The sequence below is a fragment of the Pseudomonas acericola (SeqCode) genome (genome assembly GCF_053456465.1).
Window position 1 is genome coordinate 174,911 of record NZ_JBRFJB010000008.1, and the last position, 21,360, is coordinate 196,270.

The following is a 21,360-nucleotide window of genomic DNA, read 5'->3' on the forward strand; positions in this document are numbered from 1 at the left end:
CACACCTCAAATCCACTGATACTGCCGGTTCCCCGGGCAAAAGCTGCGCATGCGCAAACAAGCGCAACTCTAGGGCAAACGCCTGGGTTTCGCTCGCGGTTTCGCAATGGCCGGGCGCCGCGCAAAAGTAGGTCTACGCACTGCGATGACGCCGGATCGATGGACATGGGCTTGTCGGCGCGACGATCTATTCCGATCAACCAGGCGCCAACCCGCCGGTGTTGTTCATCATCGCTGCAACGCCTTGTCAGAACCCGCTTTCCCTAACCCCCAACGCCGCCGCCCGCCGCCAGGCCGCGCCCAGCACCGACTCGCTGCGCCCTTGCAACAGCACCACGCCGCGCAACGGCTGCTGGGGCGTGTCGATCGTCTCCAGACTCTTGAGGCGCGCACCGTATTGCGCTTGAACCGGCGCCGGGCGCTGGTTTTCGTCGCGGCGCACGGCAATCGGCCCGTGGTGATCAGAGGTCAGCGCCTCCTGATCCAGATAAGCCACGCCGTTGGCGTCGATATCGGTCAATTGCACCGGGATCGCGGCGCGCATCGGGTCATCCGCGATAAACCGCCCGGTGGCCCCTGGCGCAACGCGCCACAGCTCGGCTTCGGCCAGATACCCACGCAAGCGCGCCCCCGCCTCCACCACCTGCACCAGCGCATCCTTGGGCGACAGCCAGCGACCCACGCTCAATTGCGGCAGCACATCGCGCACCGTGCCCGCATGGGGCGCGCGCAACAGCAAGCGTTCGCGCTGGGCGGCGAGCCCACGGTATTCGGCCAGGGCCTGGGACAGACGTTGATCGTTGATCCCGGCGTCGGCCGCCGTTTCGCTGCGGCCGGCCTGGCGGCGCATCTGCAACTGCAGGATATCGACTTCGCGCCGCACAATGCTTTGGCGCGCGTCGAGGTCCGGTGACTCCAGTTCGATCAGCACCTGGCCCTGGGTCACCGCCTGCCCGTCCACCACCCGCAGCGCCTTGACCCGCGCCGCTACCGGCGCATGCAACGCGCTGACGCGACCCGCTTCAAGCATGCTCGGCAGCTCCACCGCACTGCGCCACGGCACCACCAGCACGAGCACGATCAGCGCCAACCCGAGGCTGCTGAGCAATACCCGTGGGGCATGGGCCTGGCTGCGGCGACTCCACCATTCACGCCACTCCTTGTAGATTGGCAGGCAGATAAACCACGCCAATTCCACCAGCATCAGGAAGATCCCAAGCAGTTTGAAGAACAGGTGATACACCGCCAACGCGATCCCGAGGAACAGCGCCGCACGCCACAGCCACGCCAGGTAGCCCCACCACAACAGGCGTCGCTGCAGGGTCGGCGTCCACGGTTCCGGCGCCGGTTCGCCATAACCGAACAGCAACTCACGCAGGCGCCAGCGGCACAGCGCGAAAGCGCGGCCTTGCAGGTTGTCCACGCCCCATAAATCGCTGATCAAAAAGTAACCATCGAAGCGCATGAACGGGTTGAGGTTGATCGCCAGGGTGGTCAGCCAGGTGGCGCTGGCCAGCATGAACGCCGCGGTGCGTGCCGGTCCGTCCGGCAGCAGCGACCAGGCCAGCAAGGCGATGCATGCCAGCAGCAGCTCGGCCATCACCCCACCGGCGCCGATCATCAGGCGCGCGCGGCGATCATTGACGCGCCAGGCGTCGCTGACGTCGGTGTAGAACATCGGCAACAGCACCATGAAGGCCACGCCCATGCTCTGCACCCGACAGCCGGCGCGCTTGGCCATGAACGCGTGGCCGAATTCATGGCACAGCTTGGCGAAGAACAGCGCCACGCCAAACGCCAGAGCGCCGCCGAGGCTGAACAGATGCGGGAACGTCGCCAGGAAGCGCTGCCAATCGCGCGCCACCAAAAACACTCCGAGGCCGAGGATCATCGGTAAACCGTAACGCAACAGGCCCGGGCCAAACCGTGCCAGCCACGGCCAGGCGCGGTTGAGAAACGCGTCCGGGCGCCACAGAGGGATGCGGAAAAACAGATATTGATGCAGCAGCACCTGCCACAGGCCCTGCTTCTGCGCGGCGGCTTTATACAGGTAGCTGGCGCGTTGCTCCGGGTCGAGGGCAGCGATCAGGTCGTGGGCGCGCAGAAAACTCAGCAGCTCGGTGACTTCGCCGTCCCCCAGGGGCAAGCCCGGCTCGCGGTTGGCGGCTTGCAGGACTTTTTCCGCATCGCCCAGGGACCAATGCCGCAGCAGGCGGATGGCCGTGGCGCCCAGCTTGAAATAGCGCCCACGCACCGGGTCGGCGAGAGTCCAGCGCGGCGAACCGTCCAACGCCGCGCCGGCGCTGGACAGTTGCAGGTCGTCACGCAGCTTGGGCAGGCTCATCAGAGGCCCACGCTTTGGCGCAGGCCCGCCAACGGTCGCCGCAGCAGGTACAGCGCCAGCGGCGCGCGGTCGCCATACAGCTTCGCGGTGCCACGCAGGCCGATACGCGGCGGTGCGTCATCGAATTGCGCATCCAGGCGATAGGCCAACTGCCCGCCCGGCGTAGGCTGCGCCTCGTACGCGGCCCGTTGCAGGGTGGCGAGGTGACGTTGCAGCGGGTCGCTGTCGAGGAACAACGCGACCTGTGCATTGGGCGCCAGGGCAATCGCATCGCCTACCGCCAGCTCGATGCGCAGCTCGGCCTGGCCGGGGTCGGCGATCTGCAGCAGGCGCTCGCCGGTTTGCACGGGTTTGCCGGTCCAACGCTCGGCGTCGGCAAACACCGCGATGCCGTCGCGCTCGGCGCGCACTTCGCTGCGCTTGAGCAGCTCGCGGGCGTAGTCGCGTTCGGCGCGTTTTTGCTCGACGCGCGCGGCCAGCAGGTCGATGCGCGAGCTGGATTCGGCATCGGCAAAGGCGCGCTGGGAATTGGCCTTCAACTCCGCTTCCGCCACGCCCAGGGCCCGTGCTGCCACGTCCGCCTGGGCGGTCAGGGTGGTGCTTTCAAAGCGCAGCAGCAGGTCGCCGGTTTTTACGCTTTGGTTGGGTTTGACCAGGAACTCGGCAATCACTCCATCCAAGGGTGCCGCGACAACTTGCCCGGCCAGCGGCACCACTTCGGCGGGCGCCAGCACCGATTGGCGCACCGGGATCAGCAGCATCAGCAGCAACCCGACCACCACCGCCACCTGACGCTTGCGGGTCAGGCGCAGGCGCCACGGCTGGCGCGGTTGCAACGCATGCCAGGCATGGCTGTAGGTGTCGCCCAGTTGCGCCAGCAAGACGTGCTCGGCCGGGTTCCACGGTGTGTCCCGCGCCAGCCACAGGCCGCCAAACACCTGGCCTTGGGGGTTGATCAGCGGCAACCAGAACACATGCTCGGCCGACAGGCTCTGCCAGTCGGCGCGCACCGCGTCGCTCAATTGTTCGGCGGGCACCACGCGCGCGGTCTGGCCGAGATCCAGTTTGTGCAACTGCGCCACCGCCTGCTCGACAAACGCCACGAACGGCGCGTTCGGGTCGATGCTGCTTACCGCCGTGACCGCCTGCACCTTGCCGGCGATCAACAGCGCGGCGTGGCGATAGCCGAATAGCGCTTGCCCATCGTTGACCAGGCTGTAGGCCAACTGCTCAGTGGTACGGGCAGCGCGGGTCTGGCGTTCGAGGTCGAGAAACTGCGCGAACACCCGCTCGGTGTTCCCCGCCATCGGTGCGTTCATTGCAGTTGCGCGAAGTGGGCGGTGCCGCTCATACCTGCCATCAAGCCGGCGGCATTGGGCAAGGTGGCGACCAGCAGCAGCGTCTGGCTGCCCTCATCGATGCGCGCGCCGAGGCGTTTGACCGTGGCGCTGAACGCCTGGCCGGTTTCGTCGGGGGTAAAATTGAAGGTCTGCCCGGGCTTGAGTTTGCCCATCCAGCGCGACGGCACCAGCAGGTGAATTTCCAGGCTGCGGTTGTCGACGATTTCCAGCAGCGGCGCACCCGCCGACACGCTTTCATAACGCTGGACCTTGCGTTGCACCACCTGGCCGTCATACGGCGCCAGCACGCTGCAACGCTTGATCTGCACCTGATAGACCTGGGACTGGGCCTGGGTCTCGGTGAGTTTGGCTTCAGCTCGCGCCACTTCGAAACGCCCGACGGAATTGAGCGAGGCCAGTTGTTTGTTGTGCGCCAGTTCTTCACCGGCGCCACGGCTGGCGGCCTGGGCGGCGTTCAGTTGGGCCTGGTAGGCCGAACAATCGAAGCGCGCCAGGGTGTCACCTTTCTTGAACGACTCGCCTTCGCTGAACGGCAGTTCGACGATGCGCCCCGACAACTCACTGGCCAGCATCGCCTGGTCGCGGGCCCGCAGCACGCCGCGCGCCTCGCTGGTGGCACTGGCGGCAGTCGCCGGCGGCTGGTCCAACAAAGGGTCTTCGGCCATGGCCATCGACGCTGCGCCCAACAGGCAGGAAACACCCAACATCCATGCACTCAACTGCTTCATACGGTCGACTCCCTGACATTCAGCGCAGTCTATGTCAGCGAGATTAAATTGCCACTACCCTCAATCGGACAAACCAACGATTTGTGTAGGGCTTCACCGAAGCGATTGTCGGATCAAGCTATGATTGCCTCCCTCCAAGGACTCAGGATCAAGGACACGTCATGCGCATCGGTTTTCTGTCACCCCTGGCACTGGCTCTGTTGGCCAGTACTTCCCTGCCGGCACTGGCCAGCTCCGACGACTCTTGCTACCCCGACTGGCGGGTCTCGCGTGACAGCCTCGACACGTGCAACAACCTGCCCTTCCTGAGCCCGGGCAACGACAGCCGCGTCAACCTGCGCCTGTTACTGGCCGACAAAAAGACCGTAGCACTGACCCCCAACGCCTTGAACGAAGATGACCTGGCCCAGGGTTTTGGCCCGGTGCCCTTTGCGGTGTATCGCCTGACCCCGGTCGGCAGCGGCGAGACGCAACCCGACTCCGACGACTCACCCACCGCCGAACTCGACACCCTGCTGGCCCCCCTGGGCATCAAGCGCGAGGACTACAAAACCGCCGGCGAAGCCTTCCTCAACGGCGAAGGCAGCCGCTGCCGCAGCAACGACGATGACAGCGCCACCGCGTTTATCCGCCAAGTGGTCAAGGCCGACATGCCGGCAGCCGAACGTACGCTGCTGGCTCAATCACGCCTGCAACTGTTGACTACCTGCAACTTGGACGGCCCGGTCATCGCCGACCCGCAGCAGATCCAGTCCAGCGACGGCCAACTGTTTCGCACCTACCTACAAGCTGCCGCCGACTTCTACAGCGGCCGTTTTGCCGAGGCCGAGCGCGGCTTCTCGGCGCTCGCCAGCGCCAACTCGCCCTGGCTGAAGGAAACCGCGCTGTACATGACCGCCCGCACCGCGCTGAACCAGGCCCAGGCCAACACCTACGATGAATACGGTGTGCCCAACCTTGAGCGTGTGGATAAGTCCGCGCTGGCCGCTGCCGAGCAGGGTTTTGGCAACTACGTGAAGACTTATCCACAAGGCGCCTACACCGCCTCCGCCCGTGGCCTGCTGCGTCGCGTGTATTGGCTGGCGGACGACAACGCCAAGCTCGCCGACGCCTACGCCTGGGGGCTGACCCAAGCGACAGAGGCGCAGCGCAATGTGTCGGTGGATGAGCTGGTGGAAGAGGCCGACGTGAAACTGCTGTCGGTGACCGGCGGGCCGATCGACACGCCGATGATTCAACTGGTCAGCGACCTGATGCGGATGCGCGCTCACAACCCGCCGACGCTGAGCCGTGAAGATCTCGCAACGCGCAAAGCCGTGTTTGCCAATGAGCCGGCGCTGTACGACTACCTGCTCGCGGCTTATGCGCTGTACGTCGAGCATCAACCCGACAGCGCCTTGCAGCACTTGCCTTCGCAGGTACCGTCGAGCCTGGATTATTTCGCCTTCAGCCAGCAGACCCTGCGCGCACTGGCGCTGGAAGATAAAAAAGACTGGAAAGCCGCCGAGGCCCTGTGGCTGCAACTGCTGCCGCTGGCCAAGCAGCCGCTGCAACGCGACCAGCTGGAATTGGCCCTGGCCATGAATTACGAGCGCAGCGGCCAGTTGGCCAAAGTGTTTACCGCCGACTCGCCGATCAGCGCTAAGCAGGTGCGCTACATCTTGCTGCGCAACGTCGCCGGGCCTGACTTGCTGCGTCAACAGCTCGCCCAGGCCAGCGACCCGCTGGAGCGTGAAACGGCGCAATTTGTGCTGCTCTACAAAAACCTGCTGCGCGGCCAGTTCGCCAGCTTCGCCGAAGACCTCAAGCAACTGCCGACGCCGGCCCCCGAGGACAAGCTCGGCACCAGCCTCGGCTATGTCTACAGCGCCAGCCAGACCTTGCGGTTGTTTCAGTGGAACGGCGACAAGGCCGAATCCGGCTATGCCTGCCCGAGCATCGCGCAAACTGCCGCCACCTTGCAGGCCGACGCCAAGAACCCACAGGGCTTGAACTGCCTCGGTGAGTTCATCCTGCGCAACAACCTCGACGGCATGCCACTGGAACAGGCCCGCGCTGCCGGCAGCCTGGGCAGTAGCGCGTCGGACTTCAAGGGCGAAACCTTCTCGCGCCTGGACGGCTACAAACAGGTGATCGGCGACGCCAAGGCGCCGAAGAACGACAAGGCCTACGCGCTGTTCCGGGCGATCAACTGCTACGCACCGGCCGGCTACAACAGCTGCGGCGGCCAGGACGTGACGCCGGCGGTGCGCAAAGCCTGGTTCCGCCAGCTCAAAAGCGGTTTCGCCGACACCCAGTGGGGCAAATCGGCGCAGTACTACTGGTGAAGCACCTGTGGCTCGGCTTGCTGCTCCTGGCAAGCCCGGCGTTCGCCGCGGTGGACGCCCGCGACTACGACGCCTTCTGGCTGTGGAGCGGCGTCTCGCCCCAGCCGGTACTCAAGCAGGCCAACACCCTGTACATCCTCCAGGGCCAGATCAACTCCACCCGCCGCGCGCCCCAACGCGGTGTGCAACTCATCGCCCAAGGCATCGGCGTACCGCGCCTGACCCACGGCGACATCTGGGTGGTCTACCGCGCCCACACCCTGCACTGGCCCGAACCGGTCTACACCCAAGTGCTCGGCCAGGTGCAACGCTGGCGCGATGCCGGCAACCCGGTGGTCGGCATCCAGATCGACTTCGACGCCCGCACCCAATACCTGCACGAATATGCCGACTTCCTGCGCGACCTGCGCCAACGCCTGCCGGCCGACCTGCGCCTGAGCATCACCGGCCTGATGGACTGGAGCAGCAACGCCGACCCGGCCGCCATCGCCCAACTCAAGGGCGTGGTGGATGAAGTGGTGGTGCAGACCTATCAAGGGCGACACAGCATTGCGGATTACGCGGCGTATTTGCCACGGATGAATCGCATGGGGCTGCCGTTCAAGGTGGGATTGATTCAGGGTGGGGTGTGGGAGGAGCCGGGGTATTTGAAAGGGAGTGAGTGGTTTCGGGGGTATGTGGTGTTTTTGCAAAACCCCCGATAGGCGCCCGCGTCAGACCCATCTTGCAGTGAGTGGGCAAGCCCGCTCACTACAAAGGAATACCTACCAGTCGTACGTCAAACTCGACACCGCCGTACGCCCTTCGCCGTAGTAGCAATCCAGGTCACTGGTGCACTGCGACACGTAGGTTTTGTTGGTGAGGTTCTGCACGTTCAGCGCCAGTTTCACGCCCTTGAGTTTCAGCGGCGAACGGCTCAGGTCGTAGCTCAGGCTGGCGTCGTAGACGCTGTACGACGGCACGTTGAAGGCGCCTTCATAGTAATCGCCCAGGCTTTGCCGCGCGTAACGCACGCCCAGGCCTGCGCCGAGGCCGGCCAGCGGGGTGTCGCCGACCACGGTGTAATTGACCCACATCGACGCGGTGAGCGGCGAGATGCCGGCCGGGTGGCGACCTTGGCGGCCCTCTTCGTCCTTGGTGTACTTGATGTCGTTGCGCGCGGCCGAGGCGATGATGTCCCAGGCGTCGCTGAGGACGGCCTTGGCTTCCAGCTCCACGCCCCGTGAGCGCATGGCGCCGCTCTGGGTGCTGTAGGTGTCGCCGGGCTTGGTGTTGATGACGTTTTCCTGGTCGAGCTGGTAGACCGAGGCTTGTACAAAGCTCTTCTGACCCGGTGGCTGGTACTTCACGCCGACTTCATATTGCTTGCCAGTAGAGGGGTCGAACGGCTTGTGATCGGCATTGGTGCCCGTCAGCGGCAGGAAGGATTCGGAATAGCTGACAAACGGCGCCAGGCCGTTATCGAACAGGTACACCAGGCCCGCGCGGCCGGTGAAGGCTTCGTCCTTGCTGGCAAAACGGCTGTCCTGCATCGGCTCCTTGTTGACCACGCTGGCCCAGTCATAACGTCCGCCGAGCACCAGCGCCCATTTGTCCCATTTGATCTGGTCCTGCACGTATAGGCCGGTCTGGCTCAGGGTGCGGTCCCAGCGGTACGGCTGGCGATAGTCAATGCGCTGGCCGTAGACCGGCTTGAACAGGTCGATCGCCGGCGCAGTACGGTCGTACAGGCCGTGGAACAACGAGCCCGAGTGGTAGTAATCCAGGCCGAAAATCATCGTATGGGCCAGCGCGCCGGTGTCGAATTCGGCCTGGGCGATGCTGTCGACGCCAAACACTTTGTTGTTCTGCGCCCAGTCCACCGCGTAGCGTTGCAGGTAGCGTTGGTCCTGCACACCGGTGGCCGGGTTGGCGATGAATGCGTAGCCGTGCAACGGCGCGGTATAGCGGTCGTCGACCTCGGCGTAGCGCGCGTTTTGCTTGAGGGTCCAGGTGTCGTTGAGGCGATGGGAAACCTCGTAGCCCAGCACGTACTGCTCGCGGTTGTACTGGTTGACGCCCGGCTCGCCGATAAACAGGTCGCGCTTGATCTTGCCGTTGGGGTTGGCCCACAACGTGCCGGACGCCGGCAAACCTTGGGCCTCGGGCACGCCTTTGTCTTTCTGGTACTGGGCGAACAGGGTCACGCTGGTGTCGTCGTTGGGCCGCCAGGTGAAGCTGGGGGCGATGAACTGGCGCTTGTTTTCGACGTAATTGATCTCGTCCTGGCCGTCGTTGGCCAAGGCGGTCAGGCGATAGAGAAACTGCCCTTGCTCATCCAGCGGGCCGCTGAGGTCGATGGCCGCGCTTTTGTGCTCATAGGTACCGGCTTCCAGTACCACCTGATGCACCGGCGTTTCGCTGGGGCGCTTGCTGACCATGTTGACGATGCCGCCCGGCTGGTTCTGCCCGTACAGCACCGAGGCCGGGCCTTTGAGCACTTCGATGCGTTCCAGCGAGTACGGCTCGATCTGCAACGCGCCACCGGTGCTGCCGCCGCCGTAGGGCAGGTGCAAACCATCGAGGTACAGCGGCGTCGGCGAGAAGCCGCGCGAGGTCGGCTCATCGAATAATTTGACCCGGTCGGCAAAGCCGCCCGCCGCCATGCCCGGCGTGTAGAGCAACGCCTGGGTCACGCTCTGGGCACCGCGCGCCTTGATCTCGGCGGCGGTGATCACGTTGATGGTCTGGGGGATTTCCACCAGCGCCGAGTCGGTCTTGCTCCCCGAGGCGCTGCGTGTGGCGACGATGCCGTCCACCGGGCCCCAGGCGTTTTCTTGCGCCTGCTCGCCGCTGATCTGCGTCGCGCCCAATTGCAACGGGCCACCGCCGGAAATCGCCTGCAACGACCAACCGCCCTGGGACTGCATCGCTACCAACCCGCTGCCAGCCAGCAACCGCTCCAACCCGGCGCCCACCGCAAAACGCCCTTGCAGGCCGGCGCTGCGCTTGCCTTCGGTGAGCGACGCGTCCACCGAGAGCAAAATCCCCGAGGCGCTGGCGAAGCGGTTCAACGCCTGGTCGAGGTTGCCCGCCGGGATGTTGTAGGCGCGCTGTGTTTCGGCGCTTTCGGCGGCTTGCACCAGGCTCGGCGCCAAAGGCACCGTCGCCAGCAGGCCGACAAACAAGCCACGGCGCAGGGCGCGGGCCAAGGGTTGGATTGGGTGGTGCGGCATTACTGGACTCCCCGTGAAATCGCTTCTTGATTGGCTTTCAAGAGGTATCCCGAGCGGGCCGCAGAAACCGACAAGTGCTTTGCAAAATTTTTTTCAGACCCGCGCCTTGATCGTCACCCAGTAGCGCGTGACTGCCTGGACCTGCACCGGCAACGAGCGCTCCAGCGCGGCGAGGATGGCGTCCGTGTCGTCCAGCGGAAACACGCCGGTCAGCAACAGCCCGGACACCGCCTGATCACAGCGCAGCAGCCCGGGACGATAGCGGCTCAGTTGCGCGACGAACTCACCCAGCGGCTGACGCTCGGCGATCAGACGGTGCTCGGTCCAACTGCTGCGGTTGACGTCCACCGCCGTCAGCGCCGAGGTTTGCCGGGGGTTGAACCACAGGCTGTCGCCGGCATTCATCTGCACCGCCGCGCCGTGCAGCGGGGTCACGCGCAGGCGGCCTTCGTACAGATCGACGCGGCTGCCGTCGGCCAATTCGCGCACGGCAAAACGGGTGCCCAGCGCCTGCACATCACCGGCCGGGGTTTCGACGATCAGCGGGCGTGAAGGGTCGTGGCCACTGGTCAACAAGATCTCGCCACGGATCAGGCGGATGCGCCGCTCGGTGGCGCTGAAGCGCAGGTCCACCGCGCTGTCGCTGTTGAGGTCCAGGCGCGTGCCGTCGCTGAGGGTGACGTGGCGGATTTCACCGGTGGCGGTGCGATGTTCGGCGAACGCCGCTTGCCAGGGTTCACTGCGCTGCACCAGGTAGCCGCTGCCGCCAGCCACCAGCAGCAGGCCGAGCAGCTTGAGGGCGGCGCGGCGCTGGGGGTCCGGGGTGTCGCGCAACACCGCGCGGGCACTGTCGGCGGGCACGCCGCCGAGGGTTTGTTGCAGGTGCTGCAAGCGTTGCCAGGCGCGGCGGTGTTCCGGGTCGGCGGCCTGCCACTGGGCAAAGGCCTGGCGTTGCTCAACCTGCAGGTCGCCGCCCCATTGCAGCATCAGCCATTCGCTGGCTTGCTCGACAACGGCCGGGGCGATGGGTGCGTCGTGTCTCATTCGGCGTAGGCCACTTGGTAGCAAGCGACGATGGCGCGGGTCATGTACTTCTGCACCGAGCTGAGGCTGACGCCCAGGCGTTTGGCGATCTGCGCGTAGCTCAGGCCTTCGAACTGCGACAGCAGGAAGGCACGGCGCACGTTGTCGGGCATGCGGTCGAGCATGGCGTCGATCTGCATCAGGGTTTCGAGGATCAGCGCGCGGGTTTCCAGGGACGGCGACTCGGGCTCGGGCAGGTGCGCGATGCTTTCCAGGTAGGCGCGCTCGATGCGCAGGCGCCGCCATTGGTCGATCACCAGGTTGCGGGCGATCTGCACCAGGTAGCTGCGGCTTTCCTTGTCACCGGGAAAACGCCCCGACACCAGCAAGCGCAGGAAGGTGTCCTGGGCCACGTCGGCGGCGTGCTCACGGTCGCCCAAGCGCTGGCGCAGCCAGCCTTGCAGCCAGCCGTGATGGTCGCGGTACAGGAGGTGAAGCTGTTGCTGGCCGTCAGTCGCGCTGTCCATGAAAAAGCTCAGATACACTATTGAGAGCAATTATCATTACAGTTTATTTCGCGACTGACAAAAACTCTTTGTACTTAACGCCCGGCGGTGTGCAGCGGATACACCGATTCCCAACCGCCGCCCAACGCTTTGTACAGGCCAACCATGGCCAGGGACACGCCGGTGGAGCTTTCCACCCACTGCTCTTGCGTGGCCAGCAGCGCGCCTTGCACGGTGAGGACGTTGACGAAATCCACCACGCCTTCGACGTACTGGTGTTGCGCCGTGACCAGGGCGATCTGGTTCTGCCGCACCGCTTCGGCGAGACTGTCGCGCCGCAGTTGGCTGGCGTTGTAGCGGGTCAGTTGGTCGTCGATCTCATGCCAGGCGCGCAGCACGGTTTGCTGGTACGCCAGCGCCGCTTCCTGTTGCTGGGCTTCGCGCAGGTTGAGCATGCCTTCCAGACGCCCACCATTGAACAGCGGCAGGCTGAACTGCGGGCCGAAGGCAAAAGCGCGCGAGCCCCACGAGCCGAAATCCGCCAATTGCATGGCCTGGGAACCCAGGCTGCCGGACAAGGTGATGCGCGGGTAGAAATCGCCCTTGGCCACGCCGATATTCGCGGTGGCCGCGTGCAAGCGCGCTTCGGCCTGACGGATATCCGGGCGCCGTTCGGCCAACTCCGACGGCAGGCCAATGGCGACCTGGCGCTGGGTTTGCGGCACGGCGGCGTCTTTGGACAGTTGCGCGTGCAGCGCTTGCGGCGGCTCGCCCATCAGCAGGCTCAGGGCGTTGATCAGTTGGTCCTGGCGCTGCTGCAAATCCGGCAGGCGCGCTTCGATGGTGGCGACTTGGGCAGCGGCTTCGGCCACGTCCAGGTCGGTCGCCACGCCGTCGGCCAGGCGCAGTTGCGAGAGCTTGAGGCTGTGGCGCGCCACGTCGAGGTTTTGCTCGGTGACGGCGCGGGTGTTTTGTACGCCGCGCAGTTGGATGTAGTCCTGGGCAGTTTCGGCGAGCACCGCGAGCAGCACGGCGCGACGGTCGTTTTCGGCGACTTGCAAGGTGGCGTCGGCGGCTTCGGTTTCGCGTTTGACGCGGCCCCAGAAATCCAGCTCCCAGGACGCCGAGAAGCCCGCATCCCATTGGTTGAACGCCGCGCGGCCGTTCTCGCCGGACGGGTCGCTCAAGCCTTTGCCGCTGTTGCGTTTGCGCTGGTAAGCGCCGCTGGCGTCGACGTTGGGGTAACGCTCGGCGGTGGTCACCTGGCGCACCGCGCGGCTTTGTTGCAGGCGGCTGCTGGCGAGTTTCAGGTCGAGGTTGTCGGTGAACGCGCGGCGGGTCAGGGCCGAGAGTTGTTCGTCGTGAAACACGTCCCACCAACGTTCTTGCAACGGATCGCTGACGGCGCGGCTGGCGGCCTGACGACCTTGGGGTTCGCTCCATTGCGTCACCGCTGCGCTTTGCGGCTTGTGAAAATCCGGGCCGACGGTGCAAGCGCTCAGGCTGATAAGGCTCAAGGTGAGCCAGGCAACTCGTTTCATTGCTGGGCCACCTCACGCTGCTGTGCCACCGGTTGCGTATCGACGCTGGCTTCCACCGACATGCCGACGCGCAGGCGTTCAGTCAACGCCTGGCCCGGCTCCAGCACGATCTTCACCGGAATGCGTTGCACCACCTTGGTGAAGTTGCCGGTGGCGTTGTCCGGCTTGACCGCAGCAAACGTCACCCCTGTCGCCGGTGCGAGGCTTTCCAGATGGCCGTTGAGCAACTCGCCGTCGAGGCTATCGACGCGCACCTGCACGGCTTGGCCGGCGTGCATATGGGAGAGCTGGGTTTCCTGGAAGTTGGCCACCACGTAGGCCTCGGCCAACGGCACCACCGCGAGGATCTTGCTGCCCGGCGTCACATAGGCGCCGACGCGCACCGCACGCTCGCCGACCATGCCGTCCACCGGCGCGACGATGCGCGTGTACGACAGTTGATAGCTGGCCATTTCCAGCGCGGCCTGGGCGCGTTTGAGCCCGCCTTCGGCGGCGTCGCGCTGGGCGCTGAGGATTTCCACCTGCTTGCGTTCGGCCGCGAGCACCGCCGTGGCGTTGGCCAGGCGCGCGGTGGCCTGGTCGATGCGGGTCTTGGCCTGCTGGGCGTTCTGCACCGTGCCCGCGCCGACACCGGCGAGGTGGTTGTAGCGGTTCAGCTCGTGTTCGGCGAAGGCCATTTCGGCGCGGTCGGCGGCGACGGTGGCTTGGGCCTGGGCAATCACCGAGCTTTGGCGCTCCAGGGTGGCGCTGGCGTTTTTCAGTTGGGCGCGGGCAACCAGGGTATCGGCGTCGGCGGCTTGGGCGGCGGCGCGAAAGTCGCGGTCGTCGATCAGCGCCAGCAGTTGCCCGGCCTTGACGCGCTGGTTGTCCTCCACCAGCACTTCCTTGATAAAGCCGGCCACACGCGGCGCCACCAGGGTGAAATCGGCGGCGACGAAGGCGTCGTTGGTGGTCTGGCGCTTGCTGCCGAGCACGCTCGGAGCAACCAGATAAACCAGCACGCCGACGGCAAATACGGCGATAACGGTGACGGCAATTTTGTCTTTGCGTTTCATGAACAGTCCTTTAATCAAGTCGGTGCACGGGGCGGAAAGATCCGCGTGGGCATCCAGAAAATCAGCAGGATCAACGCCACCGCGACCGCGGCCATGACGTAATACAGATCCGAAGAAGTCAGCACCACGGCCTGCTCGTGCAGGCGGTGCGCCAGGCCCGGCGCGTCGCCGTCGGCCAGGGGCGAGTTGCCCAGGCGGTCCACCAACATGGTCGAGTGGAAGTGCAGGCGCTGGGTGGTCAGCGTGTCGATCACGCCGGTGGCGATCACGGCGGCGAGGCCTTTGACGGTGTTGAACCAGGCCGAGGCGAACGGCCCATCGGTGGGTTGGATGCTGCCGGTAGAGAGCATCAGCAACGGCAACACTGCCATCGGTTGCCCGAAGATTTGCAGCAGGTACAGGCCGTAGAAATCGTCGCGAATCCACGCCGAGGTCAGGTGCGCACTGCCGACGCAGCACAGCACCAACATGCCCAGGCCGATGCCCAGCACCCAACGGCAATCGACCCAGCGCAGGTTGCACAGCGCCGCCACCAGCGGCAGCGCGATCAATTGCGGCAGCGCCATCAGCAACATCACCGGCGCGGTTTGCAGCGGGCGATAGCCTTGCACCTGGGCGAGAAAACTCGAGGGGATGATGATCACCGAGGTCAGCACCATCAACACCCCGGCCAACACGATCAGGGCAAACGCCAGGTTGCGCAGGCCGAGCATTTGCAGCTTGAAGAACGGCATCGGGTGCGACCATTCATTGATCATGAACAGCACCAGCAACAGCGTGCCGCCGCTGAGCAGGAAGGTGATCAGCCCCGACTCGAACCAGTCCAGGCGATTGCCTTGGAGGATGCCGATCACCAGCATGCAGATCGCCGGGAACCCCAACAGCAGGCCGCGCCAGTTGAATTGCTTGAAGCGCTCCAGGCGCAGCGGGTCTTGCGGCAGGCCGTAGGCCACGGCGGCCATCGCCAACAGGCACGGCGCGACGATCTGCCAGAACGCCCATTGCCAGCCGACGTATTCGGTCCACAGCGCCGCCAACGGCGTGCCGAGGCTCGGACCGAAGGTGGCGGTGAGCGCGTAGCCGGCCAGGCCGTACAGCTTGACGTTGGCCGGCAGGAAACGCAGCGCCACGGTCATCAGCATCGGCGGCAGCGCGCCACCGGCCAGGCCTTGCACGGTGCGCAGCAGCAACAGGCTTTCGTAGTTCGGCGCGAACGGACACAGTATGCCCAACAAGGTGAACAGGCCGATGGCGCAGAGGGTGAAACGGCGCAGGGAAAACGTCACCGAACACCAGGGTGCAAACGCCATGGCCGCGACGGAGGTGGCGGTGTAGGCAGCGACCAGCCAGGTGCCTTCGTCAAAACCGATGTACAGCGCACCACGGATGTCCGCAAGGGCGACCTTGGTGACCATCTCATTGAGGCCGGAGACCAGCACCGCCAGCAACACGCCGACCAGGCCGATGATGATGCGCGGGCCGAACACGGGCGGGGTGATGGCAACGGGTTTGGCTGCGGCCTGGAGTGCGGGGGCAGCGAGGGAAGTCATGAACGGGTAACTCGGAATGGTAAATACCCGAGCAGTTTAATCAGGCTAACCCATGACAAAAAGTTACATGTCGGCAGCTTATAAGTGCGCCAGACGCAACTCCCAAACCCAACGCAAAATCCTGTGGGAGCTGGCTTGCCTGCGATAGCGGTGGGTCAGGCACAGTTGTATCAACTGGCAGACCGCTATCGCAGGCAAGCCAGCTCCCACATGGACCGGGTTCACAACGTTTAGGTGGGCTGGGCTTCGAGCCAGGTGGCGTGGCAGCTTTCGCGCATGGTCTCGCGCAGCCACTTGTGTGCCGGGTCTTTGTCGAAGCGCGGGTGCCAGGATTGCGCCAACACCAGCGTTGGCAGAGAGATCGGCAAGGCGAACGCGCGCAGCGGCAGCTTGAGGCGGTTGGCGCTGTAGAGCGCTTCCTTGGGCACCGGCAGGATCAGGTCGGAGTCGGGCAGCATGAACATCGCCCCGTGGAACCCCGGCGCGATCATCGCCACGCGGCGCTCCAGGCCCTGGGCGTTCAGCGCGGTATCGATCGGCCCACGGGCAATGCCGCGCCGCGAGATGCTGATGTGGGAGTAACTGGCAAAGCGTGCGGCGGTGATTTCTTCGTCGAACAGTGGGTGGTCTTCCCGCGCCAGGCCGACAAAGGTCGTGGAGAACAGGTTCTGTACCTTCACTTCGGGGCTGGCGGGCTGGGTGTTGCTCACCCGCAGGTCGAGGCGCCCTTCGCGCAGCGCTTCGTCGTCGGTGTCGCCTTCGGGCACGAAGCACAGCTCGCACAGCGGGGCCATGCGTTCCATGGTGTCGAACAGGCGGCCGCCGTACACGCCGATGAAAAAGTCATTGGCGCGCACGCTGAAACGACGGCGCAAGGTGCTCAGGTCCACCTGGTCCGCCGAGCGAAACACCAGCGCCGCCTGCTCCACCACGTTGCGCACCTGGGCTTGCAGCTGCAACGCCTTTGGCGTCGGCACCAGGCCGCGACCGGCGCGCACCAGGATCGGGTCACCGACCGCTTCGCGAATACGCGTGAGGGTGCGGCTCATGGCCGCCGGGCTGAGGTTCATGCGGCGCGCGGCACCGACGACGCTGCCCTCGTCGAGCAAGGCGTCGAGGGCGACCAGCAGGTTCATGTCCGGTAGTTGCATGCCAAGCACTCGTGGTTCGTTGGGAGTGAATTGCACGCAATCGTAGCAGGCTTTACAGGTAGCGCCGCAGGCTGCGGGGCAGGTAATTGGCGTAGGTGGCTTTGGGGTTCGCCTGACACTTTTTCACGATGTCCGGCAGGGCGTTTTCCAGCTCGTCGGCCTGGACCAGGCTTTCGTTGTAGTCGCTTTTACCGCTCAGCGCCGAGAACATTACCGCAACACGGGTGATGGCAAAGCTCTTCATCTGGACGAGCGGGCGGGAGGGGTGATCGCGGCGGAACTGACTGACTTCGTCGTTCAACGCGCTGCAGGATTGATAGGTCGTTTGGGTGAAGGTCAGCTGTTCGGATTCCTTCCTCGGCGGTTCCGGCGTAAAAATCATGTCGTTCTGCGCCTCCAGCACGGCCAGCCGCTCGGCCGTCACCGTCCAGGGTTTGAAGCGCCACTGCTGCGCGCCCTCCACCGCCGCTACGCCGAACTCGGGGCGGGTGGCGGAGAGCGCTTTTACATCACTGACCGAACCGTCGTTGTGGATGTTCAGGCTGATGCGCGCGTGCCCCTGGGTGTTGGTCAACGACGCGGGATAAACCGGTTTGGGCATGGACACCGCCTCGGGCACAAACTCCGCCAACGCCGAGGTCGATAACAACAAGGCCGCCGCCAAGACAAAAAAGCGCATATTCGTAAATCCTTTTACCAGAACCGCTCGACGCCATCGCAGCGTCGAAATCGGCCCGCATTATCGGGTTCACGGCGGACAAAGAGCAATCATTCCTGTTTAGCGCTGCATGCCCCAACGCTTCACGGTGAGGCGCTCAAAGGTGTCAAACACCAGGTTCTCCACGAGCAGGCCAATCAGGATCACCACGGCCAACCCGGCAAACACCTTGTCGGTGTACAGCTCATTGCGGTTCTGAAAGATGTACCAGCCCAGCCCGCCCTTGCCGCTCGTGGCGCCAAACACCAGCTCGGCGGCGATCAGCGTGCGCCAGGCGAACGCCCAGCCAATCTTGAGGCCGGCGAGGATCGACGGCAGTGCGGCCGGGATCAGGATAAACAACACGAAGCGCATGCCCTTGAGGCCGTAGTTGCGCCCGGCCATGCGCAGGGTTTCGGACACGCCGAGAAACCCCGAATAGGTGTTCAGCGCCAACGCCCATAGCACCGAATGCACCAGCACGAAGATCAGGCTGTTCTGCCCCAGGCCGAACCACAGCAACGCCAGCGGCAACAGCGCAATCGCCGGCAGCGGGTTGAACATCGAGGTCAGGGTGCTGAGCAGATCGCGGCCCAATTGGGTCGAGACCGCCAGCGTGGTCAGGGCAAATGCCAGCACGATGCCGATAAGGTAGCCCTTGAGCAGCACCACCAGCGAGATGCTCACCTTGCTCAACAACTCGCCGCTGAGCAGGCCGTCGTAGAGCGCTGCAAACGTCTGCAGGAAGCTCGGCAAAAGCAGGTCATTGTTCTGGTAGCGCGCGACGGCTTCCCAGAGGATCGCCAGCACGATGAGGATCAGGCCTTTGCGCAGCCAGCCTTGTTGCCACAGGCGTTGGCGCAGGGGCAGCTCGCGTTCCACGGGGACGCTGAGCAGGGGTTCGAGGTGTATTTCGTATTCTTGGCGCACAGGTTGCCCCTCAGTAAGCGATGCGAATATCGGCGAAGCCCAGCGCCTGCTCGGCCTCGGGCGCTTCATCGAACAACAGGCGATGAATCCGCCGCGCCGACGCCTGGAATTCCACACCGCCCAGGCTGTGCAGGTCGTATTGATGGCTGTGGATTTCTGCGCGCACACGTCCCGGATGGGGCGACAGCAACAGGATGCGATTGCCCACCACCAACGCTTCTTCGATGGAGTGGGTGACGAACAGCAGGGTGAAGCGCACTTCTTCCCAGAGCAGCAGCAACTCTTCCTGCATCTTGCGTCGGGTCAGGGCGTCGAGGGCGGCGAAGGGTTCATCCATCAGCAGGATTTTCGGCTGCATGGCCAGCGCGCGGGCAATCGCCACGCGGGCTTTCATGCCGCCGGAAAGGGTGTGCGGGTAAGCATCGGCAAAGGCGCTGAGGCCGACTTTTTCCAGGTAGTGCAGCGCACGTTCTTCGGCTTCGCGACGCTTGAGGGTTTTGGACGCCAGCAAGGGGAACATCACGTTCTGCTTGACGGTTTTCCACGGCGGCAACTGGTCGAATTCCTGGAACACCACGATGCGGTCCGGGCCCGGTTGCTCGACCTTTTGCCCGAGCAGGCGGATCTCGCCTTCGCAGGGTTTGATAAACCCCGCGATGGACTTGAGCAAGGTGGACTTGCCGCAACCCGAGGGGCCGAGCAGCACGTAGCGGTCGGCCGGGTCGATCTCGAAACTGACCTGGTGGGTGGCCCGCACCACGCGCTCGGGGGTGCGGTATTCCAGGCTGACGTTATCCACCGCCAGCAACGGGGCGGCGGTGTGCAGGTTGCTGGCCGCGTGGCCTTGCAAGGGCGCGTTCATCTCAACTTCCTTGCAGCGGCTTGGCGTCCTGGAAGAAGTAGTCCTTCCACGATTCAGGCTTGTTCTTGATGGCGCCGACGCGGTAGAGGAATTCCGCCAGCGGGTAGGTGTTTTTCGGCGTGATGCTGAATTCGAACTGCGGGTTGTCGATGATTTTCAGCAGCTCGGCGCGGTCGATCTTGGCCTTGGTCACGCGGATATAGGTGTCGGCGGCGGCGCCTTTGTCGTTCTGCGCGAACTGCGCGGCTTCGGTGAGAGCGTCGATGAAGGCCTTGTAGGTTTTCGGGTTGTCGTTGCGAAATTTCTCGGTGGCGAACAGCACGGTCGGCGAGTTCGGGCCGAACAGGTCGTAGGTGTTCAACACCACGTGCACGTTCGGGTTGGCCAGGGCCTGGTCCTGGAACGGCGGGTTGGAGAAGTGCCCGGTCAACTCGGTGCCGCCGGCGATCAATGCTGCGGTGGCGTCGGGGTGCGGGACGGCGACGGTGTACTTATCGAGGCGATTGAACTCCTTGTCGCCCCACTGCTTGGCGGCGGCGTATTGCAGGAAACGCGACTGCACGGAAACGCCTACTGCCGGCACGGCAATGCGGTCCTTTTCGGTGAAGTCGGCGATGGTCTTGACCTTCGGATTGTTGCTCACCAGGTAGTAAGGGAAGTTACCGAGGGAGGCGACCGCCTTGACGTTCTGCTTGCCGTGGGTGCGGTCCCAGATGGTCAACAGCGGGCCGGTGCCGGCGCCGGCAATGTCGATGGAGCCGGACAGCAATGCGTCGTTGACCGCTGCGCCACCGGAAAGCTGGGTCCAGTCGACCTTGATGTCGATGCCTTCCTGCTTGCCGTATTTCTCGATGAGGTTCTGGTCGCGCACCACGTTAAGCAGCAGGTAGACGATGCCGAACTGCTCGGCGATGCGGATCTCGCCTTCGGCCTGCGCGGCCGTCGGCGCCACGAGGCTGCCGGCCAACAGGCTGACACCCAGGCCGACAGTCGCGGCCAGCCGTGCGAATGGAATTCTCTTGGACATGGTCATGCTCCGAATCAGAAAGGCGCGTCGCCCTGGATGGTGGTGCGAAAGAGTTTGCGGCGCAGGTGGCTGGGGCAACCGGCGGCCAGGTGGATCAGTGAGCGGTTGTCCCAGAACACCAGGTCGTGGGGCTGCCATTGGTGGCGGTAGATGTTGTGCGGCAACACGCTGTGGGCGTAGAGCTGGGCCAGCAGGTCGCGGCTTTCGTCTTCCGGCAGGCCGACAATGCGGGTGGTGAAACCTTCGCTGACGAACAGCGCCTGGCGGCCGTTTTCCGGGTGGGTGCGCACAATCGGGTGCACCACTTCGGCGACCTGGGCGAGCTGCTCGGGGGTCAGCGTCGGGCGCCAGTTGCCTTCGAATTTGGTCTCGCTGTAACGCGCGGTGTAGGAATGCGCGGCGCTGCGGCCTTCGACGGCCTGGCGCAGGTGCTCGGGCAGTTGGTCCCAGGCTTTGTGCATGTCGGCGAACAGCGTGTCACCGCCTTCGGACGGCAGCTCCTGGGCGTGCAGCATCGAGCCCAGGCTCGGCAGTTCTTTGTAGGACAGGTCCGAATGCCAGAACTTGCCCGCGTCCCCCAGGCCGATGGATTGGCCGTTCTCGATGATGTTGGAGACGATCAGGATTTCCGGGTGGTTGGCCAGCAGGAACTGCTTGAGCACATGGATCTGCAACACACCAAAACGGCGGCTGAAGGCGATCTGTTGCTCAGGGGTGATGCGTTGGTCGCGGAACACCACCACATGGTGATCCAGGTGCGCGCGGTGGATGCGCGCGAAATCCTCGTCGTTGACCGGTCGGGACAAATCCAGGCCAATGATCTCGGCGCCGACACTGCCGGGCAGCGGGCGAATCTCAAAACGTTGGGCGGTAGAAGTCACTGTTGGAAGAGTAGAGGTGGCGGACATGAGGTCACTCCCGGTCAGACAGGAGAGTGACTTTATAGATATAAGAACCGCACTTTAAATACCGTTAGCGAATATACATATACGGGAAAGTGCCGCCGAAACCCATGCCGTACGGCGGTTAAGGCATAAACAAGG

The 21,360-nt window shown here is 64.4% G+C and carries 17 protein-coding genes; 2 read left to right on the top strand and 15 right to left on the bottom strand.

What is annotated here, in order from left to right:
• Positions 1-247 precede the first annotated feature (247 nt).
• Genes ACU688_RS24280 through ACU688_RS24290 form a run of 3 tightly spaced genes read right to left on the bottom strand, consistent with a single transcriptional unit; the run spans position 248 to position 4,433 of the window.
• Positions 248-2,344, bottom strand: a complete 2,097-nt coding sequence (locus ACU688_RS24280) for an efflux RND transporter periplasmic adaptor subunit (protein WP_448186667.1) — start codon at positions 2,342-2,344, stop codon at positions 248-250.
• The gene (locus tag ACU688_RS24285) at positions 2,344-3,663 is read right to left on the bottom strand and encodes an efflux RND transporter periplasmic adaptor subunit (protein ID WP_448186668.1); all 1,320 of its coding nucleotides are present in this window, start codon (positions 3,661-3,663) and stop codon (positions 2,344-2,346) included. The genes ACU688_RS24280 and ACU688_RS24285 overlap by 1 nt, the downstream gene beginning before the upstream one ends.
• Positions 3,660-4,433 carry an efflux RND transporter periplasmic adaptor subunit gene (locus tag ACU688_RS24290; RefSeq protein ID WP_448186669.1) on the bottom strand — a complete coding sequence of 258 codons (774 nt, stop codon included), beginning with the start codon at positions 4,431-4,433 and terminating at the stop codon, positions 3,660-3,662. Before ACU688_RS24290 ends, ACU688_RS24285 begins: the two co-directional genes overlap by 4 nt.
• A 161-nt stretch (positions 4,434-4,594) precedes the next feature.
• Here ACU688_RS24290 and ACU688_RS24295 point away from each other — a divergent pair, with 161 nt between their 5' ends.
• On the top strand, positions 4,595-6,760 hold the full coding sequence (locus ACU688_RS24295) for a PA5441 family protein (RefSeq protein ID WP_448186670.1): 2,166 nt from the start codon (positions 4,595-4,597) through the stop codon (positions 6,758-6,760).
• Positions 6,757-7,464, top strand: coding sequence for a DUF3142 domain-containing protein (locus ACU688_RS24300; protein ID WP_448186671.1), 708 nt, complete (start codon positions 6,757-6,759; stop codon positions 7,462-7,464). The genes ACU688_RS24295 and ACU688_RS24300 overlap by 4 nt, the downstream gene beginning before the upstream one ends.
• A 60-nt stretch (positions 7,465-7,524) precedes the next feature.
• Here the strand turns inward: ACU688_RS24300 and ACU688_RS24305 are convergent, their stop codons facing one another.
• The 12 genes from ACU688_RS24305 to ACU688_RS24360 form a co-directional block, all read right to left on the bottom strand.
• Positions 7,525-9,975, bottom strand: a complete 2,451-nt coding sequence (locus tag ACU688_RS24305; RefSeq protein ID WP_448186672.1) for a TonB-dependent siderophore receptor — start codon at positions 9,973-9,975, stop codon at positions 7,525-7,527.
• A 93-nt stretch (positions 9,976-10,068) separates the two neighbouring features.
• On the bottom strand, positions 10,069-11,019 hold the full coding sequence (locus ACU688_RS24310; protein ID WP_448186673.1) for a FecR domain-containing protein: 951 nt from the start codon (positions 11,017-11,019) through the stop codon (positions 10,069-10,071).
• Positions 11,016-11,525 (bottom strand): sigma-70 family RNA polymerase sigma factor, encoded by a 510-nt coding sequence (locus tag ACU688_RS24315; protein WP_448186674.1) that lies wholly within the window; start codon positions 11,523-11,525, stop codon positions 11,016-11,018. The genes ACU688_RS24310 and ACU688_RS24315 overlap by 4 nt, the downstream gene beginning before the upstream one ends.
• 74 nt (positions 11,526-11,599) lie before the next feature.
• A complete protein-coding gene (locus tag ACU688_RS24320) occupies positions 11,600-13,045 on the bottom strand; it encodes an efflux transporter outer membrane subunit (RefSeq protein ID WP_448186675.1) in 1,446 nt (481 codons plus the stop codon).
• The gene (locus tag ACU688_RS24325) at positions 13,042-14,100 is read right to left on the bottom strand and encodes an HlyD family secretion protein (protein ID WP_448186676.1); all 1,059 of its coding nucleotides are present in this window, start codon (positions 14,098-14,100) and stop codon (positions 13,042-13,044) included. The genes ACU688_RS24320 and ACU688_RS24325 overlap by 4 nt, the downstream gene beginning before the upstream one ends.
• Positions 14,101-14,114: 14 nt before the next feature.
• Positions 14,115-15,650: an MFS transporter gene (locus tag ACU688_RS24330; RefSeq protein WP_448186677.1), complete on the bottom strand. Its 1,536-nt coding sequence runs from the start codon at positions 15,648-15,650 to the stop codon at positions 14,115-14,117.
• A 230-nt stretch (positions 15,651-15,880) separates the two neighbouring features.
• Positions 15,881-16,801 carry a LysR family transcriptional regulator gene (locus ACU688_RS24335; RefSeq protein WP_448186678.1) on the bottom strand — a complete coding sequence of 307 codons (921 nt, stop codon included), beginning with the start codon at positions 16,799-16,801 and terminating at the stop codon, positions 15,881-15,883.
• A 52-nt stretch (positions 16,802-16,853) separates the two neighbouring features.
• A complete protein-coding gene (locus ACU688_RS24340; protein WP_448186679.1) occupies positions 16,854-17,480 on the bottom strand; it encodes a TonB family protein in 627 nt (208 codons plus the stop codon).
• 99 nt (positions 17,481-17,579) lie between these two features.
• The gene (locus ACU688_RS24345) at positions 17,580-18,428 is read right to left on the bottom strand and encodes an ABC transporter permease subunit (protein WP_207040836.1); all 849 of its coding nucleotides are present in this window, start codon (positions 18,426-18,428) and stop codon (positions 17,580-17,582) included.
• A gap of 10 nt (positions 18,429-18,438) precedes the next feature.
• On the bottom strand, positions 18,439-19,290 hold the full coding sequence (locus tag ACU688_RS24350; protein ID WP_448186680.1) for an ABC transporter ATP-binding protein: 852 nt from the start codon (positions 19,288-19,290) through the stop codon (positions 18,439-18,441).
• 1 nt (position 19,291) lies between these two features.
• Entirely contained in the window at positions 19,292-20,317 is a 1,026-nt protein-coding gene (locus ACU688_RS24355; RefSeq protein WP_124526295.1) for an ABC transporter substrate-binding protein, read from the bottom strand.
• Between the two features lie 14 nt (positions 20,318-20,331).
• Positions 20,332-21,225: a TauD/TfdA dioxygenase family protein gene (locus ACU688_RS24360; RefSeq protein WP_448186681.1), complete on the bottom strand. Its 894-nt coding sequence runs from the start codon at positions 21,223-21,225 to the stop codon at positions 20,332-20,334.
• Positions 21,226-21,360: the final 135 nt, after the last annotated feature.